Annotated in this window: 9 protein-coding genes; 3 read left to right on the top strand and 6 right to left on the bottom strand. The window is 44.2% G+C overall.

Annotation, left to right across the window (positions count from 1 at the left end):
- Nucleotides 1-67: 67 nt before the first annotated feature.
- On the bottom strand, nucleotides 68-2,065 hold the full coding sequence (locus H6571_20845; protein ID MCB9326201.1) for a dehydrogenase: 1,998 nt from the start codon (nucleotides 2,063-2,065) through the stop codon (nucleotides 68-70).
- Nucleotides 2,066-2,423: 358 nt separating this feature from the next.
- Here H6571_20845 and H6571_20850 point away from each other — a divergent pair, with 358 nt between their 5' ends.
- On the top strand, nucleotides 2,424-3,272 hold the full coding sequence (locus H6571_20850) for a dienelactone hydrolase family protein (protein ID MCB9326202.1): 849 nt from the start codon (nucleotides 2,424-2,426) through the stop codon (nucleotides 3,270-3,272).
- Nucleotides 3,273-3,278: 6 nt separating this feature from the next.
- On the opposite strand, the gene H6571_20855 is transcribed toward H6571_20850, so the two are convergent.
- Nucleotides 3,279-4,772, bottom strand: coding sequence for a polysaccharide biosynthesis C-terminal domain-containing protein (locus H6571_20855; GenBank protein ID MCB9326203.1), 1,494 nt, complete (start codon nucleotides 4,770-4,772; stop codon nucleotides 3,279-3,281).
- Nucleotides 4,773-5,027: 255 nt separating this feature from the next.
- Here H6571_20855 and H6571_20860 point away from each other — a divergent pair, with 255 nt between their 5' ends.
- Together H6571_20860 and H6571_20865 are read left to right on the top strand one after the other, a co-directional pair.
- Nucleotides 5,028-7,502, top strand: coding sequence for a YfhO family protein (locus H6571_20860; GenBank protein MCB9326204.1), 2,475 nt, complete (start codon nucleotides 5,028-5,030; stop codon nucleotides 7,500-7,502).
- Nucleotides 7,503-7,581: 79 nt separating this feature from the next.
- Entirely contained in the window at nucleotides 7,582-8,913 is a 1,332-nt protein-coding gene (locus tag H6571_20865; GenBank protein ID MCB9326205.1) for a LamG domain-containing protein, read from the top strand.
- 122 nt (nucleotides 8,914-9,035) lie between these two features.
- On the opposite strand, the gene H6571_20870 is transcribed toward H6571_20865, so the two are convergent.
- The 4 genes from H6571_20870 to H6571_20885 are packed head-to-tail and all read right to left on the bottom strand — an operon-like array spanning nucleotide 9,036 to nucleotide 13,927.
- Nucleotides 9,036-10,352 (bottom strand): glycosyltransferase, encoded by a 1,317-nt coding sequence (locus H6571_20870; protein MCB9326206.1) that lies wholly within the window; start codon nucleotides 10,350-10,352, stop codon nucleotides 9,036-9,038.
- A gap of 15 nt (nucleotides 10,353-10,367) precedes the next feature.
- On the bottom strand, nucleotides 10,368-11,867 hold the full coding sequence (locus H6571_20875) for a hypothetical protein (protein ID MCB9326207.1): 1,500 nt from the start codon (nucleotides 11,865-11,867) through the stop codon (nucleotides 10,368-10,370).
- Nucleotides 11,868-11,897: 30 nt separating this feature from the next.
- Nucleotides 11,898-12,917, bottom strand: a complete 1,020-nt coding sequence (locus H6571_20880) for a hypothetical protein (GenBank protein MCB9326208.1) — start codon at nucleotides 12,915-12,917, stop codon at nucleotides 11,898-11,900.
- A gap of 11 nt (nucleotides 12,918-12,928) precedes the next feature.
- Nucleotides 12,929-13,927, bottom strand: coding sequence for an N-acetylneuraminate synthase family protein (locus tag H6571_20885; protein ID MCB9326209.1), 999 nt, complete (start codon nucleotides 13,925-13,927; stop codon nucleotides 12,929-12,931).
- Between the last annotated feature and the right edge of the window lies 1 nt (nucleotide 13,928).

Raw genomic sequence — 13,928 nt, forward strand, 5'->3', positions numbered from 1 at the left:
TTGTCAAACCGTGGTGTTCTTACCCGGTAAATTTACACTTTTTTATTGGATTATGCGCTGTTTTTTATTAATACTGCATAAGTCTTTGCAATTGGTTTTTTAGCCGTTCCACCGGCAGGAATTGTTTTTCCAGGCTTGCCGCAAATGGTATTGGCGTATCGATAGAAGCCACCCGGATTACGGGGCCGTCAAGATACTCAAAAAGGTGTTCGGATATGTAAGCCGAAATCTCTCCGCCAAATCCCCCCGTCAGGGTGGCCTCGTGTAAAACGAGTACTTTCCCGGTTTTTTTCACCACTTCGTCAATAGACTGATAATCAAGTGGTAATAAGGTACGAAGATCCAGAATTTCGGCATCGATATTCAAATTTTTTACCGCTTCCAGGGCCCAGTGAACACCCATTCCATACGTAATTATGGATAAGTCGTTTCCTTCCTGAACCACTTTAGCCTTTCCGATTGCTACGGTGTAAAAACCCTCAGGGACTTCTCCTTTATTACTACGGTATAAGGCTTTATGTTCAAAAAACATAACCGGGTTCGGGTCCTCAAAACTGGCCAGCAGCAACCCCTTGGCATCATGTGGATTGGATGGATAAACGACCTTGAGTCCGGGGGTATGGGTAAACCATGCTTCTGTAGTCTGGGAATGAAAAGGCCCTGCTCCTACCCCACCGCCTGAAGGCATCCGGATGACCACATCCGCATTTTGTCCCCATCGATAATACAACTTAGCTAAATTGTTGACGATCTGATTGAAACCAACCGAGACGAAATCGGAAAACTGCATCTCCATCATGGTCTTATGGCCGCGAATACTCATTCCCAGGCAAATGCCCAGGATGGCGCTTTCACAAAGCGGGGTATTTCTCACCCTGTCGGTGCCGTATTTTTTTACAAAGCCATCGGTGATTTTAAAAGCCCCGCCGTATTCCGCAATATCCTGCCCCATCAGCACCAGGTCGCCGTGTCTTTTCATCGCTTCATCAAGTCCTTCGGAAATGGCATCGACAAACCGAAGTTCCTTATGTTCCTCTCCGGGAGTGATAGAGGTGCCATCAAATGGAGCATAAACATCCCCGATTTCTTTTTCCAAAGAAAGGCTGACCGGAGGTTCCTCAAAGGCAATTTTCAATCTCGCATTGATATCCGCTTTCATCTCTTCCCGGATGGATTCGACCTCTTCTTCCGTTATCAATCCTTCGCTTTTCAGGTAAAGTTCGTAGTTGTTGACAGGGTCGCGTTTGCCCCAATAGTCAAAAAGATGTTGAGGAACATATTTCGTGCCGGAAGCCTCTTCGTGTCCGTGCATACGAAAAGTCATACATTCCACCATCACGGGTTCCGGCTTTTCACGCAATTCTTTCGCCAGTTTGCTGATGGTCTGGTACACTTCAAGCACATTATTGCCATCGATGATAACGGATCTCATGCCGTACCCAACGGCCCTGTCGGAAAGGTTTTCGCAACGAAACTGCTCGGCATTGGGCGTTGAAAGACCGTAACCATTGTTTTCAATCACAAAAATGACCGGCAACTGCCAAACGGCCGCTACGTTCATCGCCTCATGGAATTCCCCCTGGCTGGTGGCTCCGTCCCCGGTAAAAGCCAATGAAACGCGCCCTTCCTGCCTCATTTTATGGGATAAAGCAACCCCTGCAGCCATGGACAACTGGGGGCCAAGGTGAGAGATCATCCCGATGATATGGTAATCGGGGGCTCCGAAATGGAAGGAACGATCCCTGCCGTTGGTAAATCCCAGGTTTTTTCCCTGCCACTGGGCGGCAAGCCTTTCCAAAGGTACTTCACGGACAGTAAAAACACCCAGCGTCCGGTGCATGGAAAATATATATTCATCTTCCCTCAATGCCGCCGCACATCCTACCGAAATGGCTTCCTGGCCAATGCCACAAAACCACTTTCCAATCTTTCCCTGTCGCAATAAAATGAGCATTTTCTCCTCCACCAGTCGTGGCATGAGAAGCTTTTTGTAAAGATCTAAAAGGGTGCTTTTTGAAAGACGTCCCTTTTTATATTGGATGATGGATTGGCTTACTTTTGTCATGGTTTTTTTATTTCAAATCAGGTCAGCAAAGGTAAGCCAGGGAAATGATAAATTTGATATAATACCCTAATTTCCCATACAGGTATTTTGAGAAACAAAAGAATCAAAAGACAGAAGGGTCAAAGAACTTGGGAAATACAGGTGAAAGTAATTTTTTGAACAAGCCTGAAACCATTTAGGTGGGCAAAAACAGATTTAAACTGAAACAAACTGTAACCTCCATACAAAGCTGCCGAGGGCAGACCATGTTGGCAGGTTTTATGAAATAGTCGTCAAAATCAATAATGGAGATGTGGCAACAATTTCTTAATTTTGGGTTTGTAACAACGCATACCATTTATCAAAAACCTTATAAGCCATGATCAAAAAAATTAGCCTTCCGGTGTTCTTTAGTTTAATCCTTGCCTTATCTGCCTGTACCAACGATGGATCCAAAACGGCTGACCAGGGAGGAGAAAAGGAAGGAATGACCCAGTTTGCGGATGATAAATCATTCCAGGGCAAACATGAACTGCCGGAAGCAATTGTTTACCAGGGAATCGGAAAAATGGTTACCCTACAAGGAAGTGATGGCCAGGCAGTCAATGCCTACGTGGTCGTTCCTCAGCAATACACGGGAAAGGCACTACTCGTTTTCCATGAATGGTGGGGATTGAATGATCAAATCAAGCGGGAAGCCGACCGTTTATTTGACAGCCTCGGAAATGTGATGGTAATCGCTCCGGATATGTACGACGGGAAGGTGGCCACCACCAGGGAAGATGCTGCCAAATACATGAAAGCATTCAATATGGACAGGGGGCGCACCATCATTTTTGATGCCACCAGACTTGCGGGTGACGCCACACAAATCGCCACCATTGGCTGGTGTTTCGGTGGAGGTTTGTCGCTAAAAGCTTCTATTCTGATGGGTTCCGAGGCTGCCGGTTGTGTGATGTATTATGGTATGCCAGTAGAAAATGCCAAAGATCTGGCTCCACTCAAAACAGATATACTGGGCATCTTTGCAGAACAGGATCAGTCTATCAATGCTAAGGTGGTTCAAAATTTCAGGGACATAGCCAGAACTGCCGGCAAAAACCTGACGGTACATACCTATGACGCCGACCATGCATTTGCCAATCCGAGCAGCCCGCGTTACAATGAGAAAGCGGCTACAGAGGCGAATGAGGTGGCATTGAAATTTTTGAGGGAGAAGTTAAAATAGGGTAAACTAAAGGAATTTACGTTTCACCTTGCCCCAGTTTTCCTTCACCAATTGAGTGATATCCGGAGACAGGTCAAGGTAAAGGGTAAGGCTCCCGTAAACAGCAAGGAGTACGGCAGACCTGACCACCATATTCAGCAATGGAAAAGGAGTAACCGGAATGACAAAAACAAGTAGATAACATCCCGTGGCGAGGGCCAGCGCCCATAAGGTTTTTTGGCTAAACGGTTGCATTTTAAATTTAAAATGCAGGTACGCCAGCTTCAGAAAATTATACACACTGAGAGAAATCATGGTGGCAATAGCCGCACCGGTAATGGGATAGCGGGGAATTAAAATGAGGTTCAGTGTTATGTTTAACACACTCAATATGACAATAGCGTAAAAATTGAATCTGAAGTATTTGGAATAGTTGATGATAAAGTTGTTGATCCCGGTGAGCTGGTCGATCAGTTTCGCCATCGCAATAAAAAAGACGACATACTTTCCCTCCCTTAGGATATCTCCTTTCGGTAAAATCGCAAAAAGGTCATCCAGGTTTAACCAGATGATCAAAAAGAAAAAAGCGCCTATCACAAAGAGGTTGATCGAAGATTTAGTGTACAGATTTTGAATTTCCTTGAGGTTATTATCCTTCCAGGCTTTGGAGACAATGGGGGCTGCAATACTAAAAAGTGCCCTGGAGGGAACATCAATCGTATTGGCAATGAACAACGACATGGTATAGATTCCTGTAGCATACATGGTCTGAATACTTCCGACCATGAACACATCTATCTGAAATGCCAGCACTCCTCCCACACTTCCCAGCATGCTGTAAAGCCCAAAACTCCTCATTTGTCTAAAAAGATCGCCTTTCAGCAACCCGGTAAAATTAAAATTCACCTTCAACTCTCCCAGATAGGCCAGATATGCCCAACTCATTAGTACAATAATCAAATAAACGATCATCAATCCCCAAACCATGCCGTTCAACCCTATCCACTCCCCTACCAGCAGAAGGATCAATACGGGGAAGGCAATTTTCAAAAACAACTCATTGATGATGAACGGAATGACCACACGATGGAAATTGGACGTATAGAATTTAAGCAATTGATTGATCGCAAGCATCAGTACCAGGGGAATGACAAAAGGAATATACCTGATGTAAACATCTTCAGTCTTCTTGCTGTAAAAATCAAATATGACCTCCCTGAATGTAAAGGCAATGGCCAGGAAAACCAAAAAACCGCAAAAAACTATTGTCAGTCCAAGTCCAAGGAGTCCATTGTGGCCGTTTTTTTTATTTTCAAATTCAGGAAAAAACCGGACGGTAAGGCTGTTCACCCCCAGACTGACAAAAGGAAGGGCCAGGGTGGCCGTAGCAACGATAAATCGCAACAACCCGTTGGCTTCTACCGCCAGGGGAAAAATGAACAAAGTACTGATGGCCCCGAGGATCACCCCGAAATAATTGGCCAGACTTTGTTTGATGCTTTGTCGTTTGATTACGCCCATGATGCAAAACTAACTTTTTTTTATATTTACCTCATGATGAACCTATCTTCGGTCATTTTTATCATTAAAAAATTTTGAACCGCCTTAACCAAACGGCTTTCTTTTTAACCCTGATTTTTTTCTATCTTTGACACAGCGGAAAAAACTTTGGTTATCGAGCCTTTCAAAGCATAAAGTTTTTCTTAGTTTCGCTTTTATTATCCGGCACCCTGTTTTAAGTCCGGTCGTTTACTAAAATTTAAAAGTTTCCAACATATGAACCCGTTTTTGCGCAAAGCCTGGCCTCATATCATTGCTATATTGATTTTTATCGGCCTCACGGCAGCCTATTTCTCTCCCCAACTCAGCGGCAAAGTCATCCTCCAAAGTGATATGATGCAATACAAAGGGATGTCGGAAGAAATTCGGAATTTCAAAGAGAAAACCGGCGAAACCACCCTTTGGACCAATGCCATGTTTGGAGGGATGCCAACCTACCAGATCAATACGGTGAATGCCGGAAACAATTTTTATTACCTCACCCGCCTCTATCGTCTTGGCCTTCCTCGTCCGATCGGGCGTTTTTTTGCTGCAATGCTCGGATTTTACCTGCTGATGCTCTCCCTGGGAGCCAACTCCAGGATCAGTATAGTCGCAGCCATAGGTTATGGTTTTATGACCAACAATCTGATATTGTTTGAAGCAGGGCACATCAGCAAGGTACAGGTCCTGAGTTACCTTCCACTGTTGTTGGCTGGATTGGTTTTGGCATTCAAACGAAAATACCTGTTGGGCGGATCCATATTTGCCCTGGGGGCAGGCATGGTACTCTATGGCAATCACCCCCAGATGGCCTATTATTTATTTCTCACCCTCATCATTTACGGTATTGCGCAATTTATTCATGATTTCAAAAAAGGGGAGCTACCTGAATTCGCCAAATCTGTGGCCGTTTTATTGGCCGGCGGACTTTTAGCCATTGGGGCTTCCTTTTCGAATCTGTGGGTTACCTCCGAGTACGTGAGTGATACCATGCGTGGCAAACCCATCCTCGAAATATCCGATAACGGACAGCCTAAATCGAGCAGTGAAACCGACGGTCTCGACTGGGAATACGCCATGCAATGGAGCAACGGAACGCTTGATTGTTTCGCCTCTTTTATTCCCGGCCTGGTCGGGGGGGGCTCACAGGAACCTGTTGATGCTTCTTCCGCTTCATTTAAATCTTTGCGCAACCAGGGCTACAACGTTCGCGAACCTTTTTCGGCACCGCTCTACTGGGGCAAACTACCTTTCACCAGCGGGCCGGCCTATCTGGGTGCTGCCATGATATTTTTGTTTTTCATGGGCATGATTTTGGTCAAAGGTCCCGTAAAATGGTGGCTGGTATTGGGCACCTTCCTGACTTTCCTGCTTTCCATGGGAAAAAACCTGGAAGTTTTTAATGAATTCTTTTTCAACTACGTGCCCCTTTTTAATAAGTTCCGAACCCCGAACTCTGTATTGAGTATCACCTCTTTGTTGGTCCCTATCATGGCGTTCATTACAGTGGACCATATCGTTAAAGAAAAGTCTTCCAAAAAGGAAGTCCTGACCAGCCTTTATTTTGCTCTGGGAATTACTGGCGCTATTTGCCTGTACTTCCTGTTGCTGGGATCATCGTCTTACGACTTTGTACATCCTTCCGATGCCGGCCGTGCGCCTTTTGACCCCGCGGCGCTGGTAAAAGACCGGCAAGCACTGATGCAATCCGATAGTTTAAGAACCCTTATCATTGTACTGCTGAGCGGAGGACTGATCTGGGCTTTTGTACAGGGCAAAATAAAACAGCTTTTCCTGATTGCCGGACTTGGCGTTATTGTCCTGTTTGACCTCTGGACGGTAGGCAAACGCTACCTGAATGAAGATGATTTTGTAAAAAAATCAAAATACGAGGCCAACTTTGAACCTCGTCCTGCCGATACACAAATATTGAAGGACACGGATCCCAACTACCGGGTTTACGATGCATCGGAATCCACCTTCCAATCCACCAAGGCTTCTTTTTTCCACAAATCCATAGGCGGATATCATGCTGCCAAATTGCAGCGTTTCCAGGATCTGATCGATCACCACATTACCCAGGGCAACCAGAAGGTGCTGGATATGTTGAACACAAAATATTTTATCCTGCCGGCTCAGGAACAGGGAGCTCCGGCAAGGGCCCAGCAGAACCCGGGCGCGCTGGGTAACGCCTGGTTTGTCAGTAGCATTCTAATGGTTCCTAATGCCAACGCAGAGATCGATTCCCTCAAGGACTTCAATCCGGCTGAGGTAGCTGTTGTGCACCAGGAATTTGCGAATTATATCGGAGGATTAAATCCTCAGAAAAACGGAAGTATAACACTCAGCGAATACCGTCCGAACCAACTCACTTACCGCTCCACCACAAGCAGCGAACAGTTTGCGGTATTCTCGGAGATATGGTACGGCCCCGACAAGGGATGGACTGCCACCATTGACGGAAAACCGACTGAATTTATTCGTACCAACTACGCGCTTCGTGGGATGAAGGTACCCGCCGGTGACCATACTATCGTTTTTCGGTTTGATCCAAAATCTTACGAAATAGGAAAAATCGTTTCCTTTATCTTTTCGTCATTGATCATCCTGGCCCTGATTTATGTAGGGTACCAGAAAAGAGCAGAATTGTTTTCAAATGCTGAAACCCCGGCAAAACCTGCAACAAAAAAAATAAACAAAAAAAAGTAAGCCCAAATATTAAATGAATACTTTAAGGCTGAACACTTTTATATTTTATTACTATAGTTGATTAACTAATTCAAATCAAATGAAAAATTTAACCGGCTTTTTATCAAGTGTCTTGGGTGTTTTTATTTGCTTAAACTCCATGGCCCAAACAAATACGAATTCACTTCAGTTCAATGGCGTAAGTGACTATGTAAATCTTGCTTCAAGCAGCCTGTATAATATGGGCACCAATAGTTTTACATATCAATTCTATTTTAAAATTAATAACGTTTCAAACCTTACAACAACTCACTATCAGATGTTATGGGCTAAGGGTGCATCAATGGAAATTAATCACAATGGTTACTTTATGGATGCAAGGAATAATTCAGGAAATAATATAGCGCACGTTGTAATTGGTTCAAATAATATTAAAGTTCATGCAAACTCATCCACTATTATTCAAGACAGTATTTGGTATAACATGGCCGTAGTGGTGGACAGACAATCGAACGAATTAAAATTATATATAAACGGAATCCTTGAGCAATCCCTATCCATTACCAATATCGGCAGCTTAGATAATGATTGGCCCGTGCAAATCGGCCGATATAAATGGGAGGGCTCTGGTAATATTGATCATTATTTAAATGGTAATATTGATGAGATTGCTACCTGGAATTACGCCTTAACAACACAAGAGATACAACAATATATGCTCTGTCCTCCTGATGCAAACGAATCCGGATTAATTGGTTTCTGGAATATGGAAGAAGGAACGGGAGTTACCACAACAGATCAATCAAGCAATAATACCGGATATTTATTTGGGTCTAACTGGAGTACGGATACTCCACCCTACTATTGCTGCACCTCCAATTTAATTACCACTGAACCTGACGATGAAACTGTTATGGTTGGCGATGATGCACATTTTGGGGTTAGCACTTCTAATGCCAACGTTAGCTACCAATGGCAGGGAGATTCCGGTTTTGGATTTACTAACCTGACTAATGCAGGCCAATTTTCCGGTGTAAATACAGATTACTTAACCGTTTCTTCTATCACATCGAGTCAAAATAACTGGCTATTCAGATGTCTTATTTCTGAAAACCCTTACTGCATAGATACAAGTAAGCAAGCTAAACTTTTTGTTAATACAACCTCAACCGGAAATATAAATTCAGGTACTTTAGTGCAAATCTCCCCAAATCCATCAAGTGACTACATTACAATAAGTTTTGACAAAATATTTAATGGCAGGATCTTAATCAGTGATGTTATTGGAAGAATTCTAATGGACAGGGGGTACAAATCGAATAAAATAATTATTGATTTGAAGCAATTACTTGTAAATGGAGTCTATACCATTACAATATTCGATTTCGACACAAATACCATAAGCTATCATAACATTATCTACCAAAAGTAATATTATTGGCAAGGTGGCTCGAGTCCGGAGTAGAACCTAAATCTCTCTTTCAATTGCCCTTCCTCGAATAAAAGGTTTGGGACCAAAGTGAAATTTTCAGATTTAAAGAATCCTAAAAGATTTTATTGTACCATTTCATCCAGTAATCCGGCGATCTGCCCGGTAAGTTTTTGAATGGAATACTTACTGATATCGCCTGTTAAAGGCTGTTTTATCCCGCCATTGAGAAACAACTCATAATAACGGGAAATCTCCTGTTTGATCATCGCATGGTCAAAATACTCCACCGTTACGCCGCTATCACTTTCAGCGACTATACCTGCCACATCACTCTCCAGCGGCCCCAATACGAAAACAGGCCGGCGGGCGGCAAGGTATTCGAATAGTTTCCCCGGAATGCGTCCTTTAGCGTTGTCCTGCTGGTTTAACAATAAGAGTAATAGGTTGCTGTTTGCCGTCATCTTCAGCGCCTTTTCCCTTGAAACGGATCCTACGAGATTGACCACCGCCTCAATGCCGGCCTCGCGGTAAGCTTCCCGAACACTGTAGTCCACTTGTCCAACCAGTTTTATTTCGACATGTTTACCAAAATCGGGCAGCTCGGCCATCAATTCCCCAACCACCTGGAAAAAGACTTCGGGGTTTCGATCGTATCCCATGATCCCAAGATGAGTGATGGTAAATTTTTCATCAACAGGCATTTCCTGCAGATCAAAATCCTGTGGATCAAAACCCCACGGAATGACCGATATATTGTCGGCTCCCAGGTATTCGAGATCTTGCTTCCAGGTAGGACTCACGATAGTGATTTTATCAGCTGCCCGGAAGGCCTCCTGTTCCAGACGCCGGTGTTTTCGGTCGCCCCATTTGGACAGCCGGAGCAGTTGGTAATAATCGACTTGCGTCCACGGATCCTGAAAATCAGCCAGCCAGGGAATACCCGTTTTTTGTTTTACAAGCGTGGCAATGCGGGTATTGCTATGGGGTGGCCCGTCAGAAAATATGGCATCCACCGGGTTTTCTTTGAGGTATTTTACCAGGAAACGGACCGAAGGACGAATCCAGGAAGCCCGGGCATCGGGAATAAAAAAGTTACTGCGTATCCAGACAGACAGTTTATGGGAAAAGCTCATTTTGGTGTCCTTGACGTAAAAAACGTTATTGACATTGGCGTCCTTCTTTTGCCCGGTGATGAATTTGTAAATGTGGTAGGGTTCCCAGATTTTTTGTTTCAGAATGGTAATGCCTTGGGGAATATCTTTATCGTTGCTATGGTCGATGGAAGGATAATGGGCATTTTTTGCCGTAAACACAACGGGTTCCCAACCATAATCCCGCAAATATTTGGCGATCTTCAAACACCTTAACACTCCAATGCCCCCACAGGGTGGCCAGTAATACGAGATGATTAATACTTTTTTCCGAGGATGCTCGTCCATTTTTTTGCTCAATATTTATTTCAAAACATTTTCTCCTTTCAATTTTCCGATATCCGAAATTTTGAATCCCCTGCCACGTACCAGTTTGTTCATTTGTATCCATTTAGGAATGTTGCCCACAAATTTAAACAAATACGCTACCGTTTCAGGATAAAAGCGCTTCATTTTCAACCCCTTATAATGGCTATTGAATTTACCGTTCCACTTAAAATGTTCCAGTTTTTCTCCCCTTGAACTGACGTAATACGCATATTTATAGGTATTCCGACGCTCTTTGGGCGGTAAATCTTTTTCCAAAATCAATTTTGTCAACGCCTCAAAAGATTGGGGAACATAAACGCAATCCAGTCCCATATAAAAGGCCTTGCCATAGAGAATGGAAGGCTTGCCCCAAAAGGTAGCCTCCACCACCGTACTCGACCCAAAACCAACGGTTTTATCGGCCGCACGCATCAAAGCATAAGTATCCACATCATCGAATGCCGGGATAACGGTAAGGTTCGGGTAATCCATTTCCTCAATGCCTCTCGTCTGCATATTATTCACCTTTCCTAGATTAGGATGAACCCTGAGGTAAAAATGAATATCGGGATTATCCTGGAAGTGTTCGACCATTTGTTTGATGGCGTCATTCTGATGGTAAAACAGTGCGTTTTGCCATTCCCGGATGGCCTTGAATTCGTCTTCCGAAGAATTGAAAATGGCAATATTTGTTTTGGAACGATCAAAATCATCAGGAAGTTTTCCCTTTTCCATTTTATCGAGGTAGGACTTGTCATTTTTGTGAGTGCCCTTGATCTTGTCATAAAACCAGGCCTCGGCAGTAGCTACCTTTTCCTTTTCATCCGCTTTATTCCAGTAGTAATCAATATTTACCTGCCGTGTTTTGATGCTATGAGGCAGGCAATTGTCATAAACTTCGTAAGTGTGATAAGTCGCTCCTTTTTCAAAAGTTCTGAATGGAATTCCTTTTTGCTGGGCCAGTTCGATGAGGGCATGGGTTTCGGCAAAGCGCCCGTTAAAAAGATAAATATAATCGGGTTTGAACTGATCGGCGAACTGTTCAAAATTGAGGTACACGTTGATGGCGCTGCGCAGTAACTGTTCGATCAGCTCCCCAAAGGTATGGCTGTTCACATCGTAATTTCGCTGTAAGGAAATTATGGAAGAAGCCACCCCCAGCCCGAGGTTGGCCCCTTTGTAATTGTATTCAAAAAGATCGTTGAGCTGCTCAAAAAACGGCGCTTTAAACGTCCGGGCTTCCTCGTACCATTTCATCCGAAAGATGCGATCCTGATCCAACCCGATCTCCCGGTAAAAAACATCACTCCGGGCTTCGCAAATGGCACATCCCGGCAAATTATAGGCAGGATTGAAGTAACAGGCATTCACTTTGCTGTTGCATTTTACAATATCCACCTCGTGGCCTTGCTGCTTCAATCCCTCCAAAATCTCGAGTTCGATACCAAGATGGGGAACGCTTAATCCCTGATTTGAAAACAATAATACGCGCATCTGAATGTTTATCGGTTATCTGCCTAAAATTTACGCTTTTTCCTCCAGCCCTTCCCTGCAAAGATCCCAAATAAGCTTCGCACTGTTTCTGCCGACAAGGTTTTTGGTATTGAGGTGCATTTCCATCAGTTCCCGGCGTTCGTAATAAACATTTTCGATGGATTTGTTCACCAGCGCCAGACTCTCTTCCTCATTGATATCTCCTTTATAAACGCAGACTTTATGATCAATGAGCTCTTGTATTAAATATTGTTTGGATGGATCCTGAAGCAAATTGATCGTAGGCAGTCCTGCATAAGCCGCTTCATACGTCGTGATCCCCCCCGGCAAAATGGCCAGGATGCAATTTCGTAGAATCTGCCACATGCTCCTGTTGGTCTTCGCCAGGATGATCTCGTGGTCGCTGTCTTTTTTGAGTACTTTGATGAGGTCGTCATAAGAATGCTGGTAACCTTCTCCAAGCATGACCCAAAAGGTGGCCGGCACTTTGCAATTTCTCAAAGAACGCAGGAAGGCCAATGTTTTATTCGCGGCATCTCCCCCACCCATACTGATCGCCACCGGAAACTGGTCGAGGTCAAGGTTATCTTCATAAATGGAAGTTCTGATCTTTTTACAATCTTCCTGGATGATGGTGTATTTAAGGCCTGCATAAATTTTTCCAGGCATTTCCTCCGGCTGAAGGTTATGGTATTTTGTACGGTTAAACAAAATATCCACTTTAGCCATCTGGTTGAAAATCGGTGATAAACTGATGGTCAGTAATGCATTGTTTTTTAACCTTTTAAAAAAGGCATCAGAACCTTCCATCATATCAAAAAAACAAAGTTCGTAAGTCTCTTTCAACTCGACCTCTTCCTCTTGCCTGACAATGTCAACAGGATAAGTCACCTGGGTCAACAACCGACTCACCAACGCCTCCCCCACCACCTTAAAATCGATGTCGAGGTGAGGATTCAATTCCAGGAACTGGTTGGCAAGGGAGCGGCTGCGAATGAGGTGCCCCAATCCAATACTGGTCGATGCCTTACAAACAAAAAGTATTCTCATCTGAGCCTTTTTTATACGTGCCCGAGTGAAAAAGCCTGGTATTGCTTTAAATCCGTTTTCAGTTTTTGACCTATCAGCAAATCAATCTGATCGGCATCCATGATGCCTTCGGGACGAACGATCAGCACATCTTCGTCCGAGAGGATGCTTCCTGCCTTAATATCCCTGGCCGCATAAAGCGATCTTCGGGCACGCTTTCTCGTGTATCGCTCCGCATCGCTGATCTTTTGTTCAGGAATTTGCAACGCCTTTTCCGCATCGCGAAGGTCTTTTACATATTGTGTCATCCCTTCTTCCTCCATGGCATAAGCGTGGTCAAAACCTTCCTGGGTACGGTCTGCCGTAAAGTGCTTCTCAAACCATTCGGCACCATTGGTCAAGGCCATCGCTGCCGCAATGCTGTTACCGGTATGGTCAGAATACCCGACGGGGAAACCGAATGTATCCTTGAGTGTTTTGATGAACCCGACGTTGGCTTTATCTAGAAATGCCGGGTAAACAGACACACAATGCAGCAAAACAATATCATTGAAATTGGCTTTCGCCAGCTCATTCAACGACTTTTCAATGTCCTGCATGGTGGACATACCGGTGGAAATAATCATGCGCTTTCCGCGTTCGGCCACCTGGCGGAGGAAACGAATGTTGTTGAGATCACAACTCGCCATTTTTACATAAGGCGGATTGAATTTCAGCAACAGATCCAATCCGCGTTCATCAAAAACGGAAGCCGTAAAAGCAATGCCTTTTTCCTGGCAATAAGCGGCCAGTTGATCGTATTCCTCATCCTTAAGCATTCCGTCTTCGCGGATCTTGATCACTTTTTTGATATCGTAATGTCCATATTCATAATCCCCCGGCAGGTAAAGGCCCCAGGGATAGATAATCTGGAACTTTACAGAATCCGCCCCGGCAGTATGAGCAATATCGACCAGTTCAATGGCCTTTGCCAGATTGCCGTTATGATTGGTGCCTGCTTCGGCTATGATATGTATTTTAGAATTATCCATT

This window comes from Lewinellaceae bacterium (assembly GCA_020636105.1).
Taxonomy (GTDB): Bacteria; Bacteroidota; Bacteroidia; order Chitinophagales; family Saprospiraceae; genus BCD1.

Excerpts from the sequence above, each read along its gene's own strand:
- H6571_20865 (MCB9326205.1), top strand. The coding sequence starts at position 7,582 with ATGAAAAATTTAACCGGCTTTTTATCAAGTGTCTTGGGTGTTTTTATT.
- H6571_20860 (MCB9326204.1), top strand. The coding sequence starts at position 5,028 with ATGAACCCGTTTTTGCGCAAAGCCTGGCCTCATATCATTGCTATATTG.
- H6571_20885 (MCB9326209.1), bottom strand. The coding sequence starts at position 13,927 with ATGGATAATTCTAAAATACATATCATAGCCGAAGCAGGCACCAATCAT.
- H6571_20875 (MCB9326207.1), bottom strand. The coding sequence starts at position 11,867 with ATGCGCGTATTATTGTTTTCAAATCAGGGATTAAGCGTTCCCCATCTT.
- H6571_20850 (MCB9326202.1), top strand. The coding sequence starts at position 2,424 with ATGATCAAAAAAATTAGCCTTCCGGTGTTCTTTAGTTTAATCCTTGCC.
- H6571_20880 (MCB9326208.1), bottom strand. The coding sequence starts at position 12,917 with ATGAGAATACTTTTTGTTTGTAAGGCATCGACCAGTATTGGATTGGGG.
- H6571_20855 (MCB9326203.1), bottom strand. The coding sequence starts at position 4,772 with ATGGGCGTAATCAAACGACAAAGCATCAAACAAAGTCTGGCCAATTAT.
- H6571_20870 (MCB9326206.1), bottom strand. The coding sequence starts at position 10,352 with ATGGACGAGCATCCTCGGAAAAAAGTATTAATCATCTCGTATTACTGG.
- H6571_20845 (MCB9326201.1), bottom strand. The coding sequence starts at position 2,065 with ATGACAAAAGTAAGCCAATCCATCATCCAATATAAAAAGGGACGTCTT.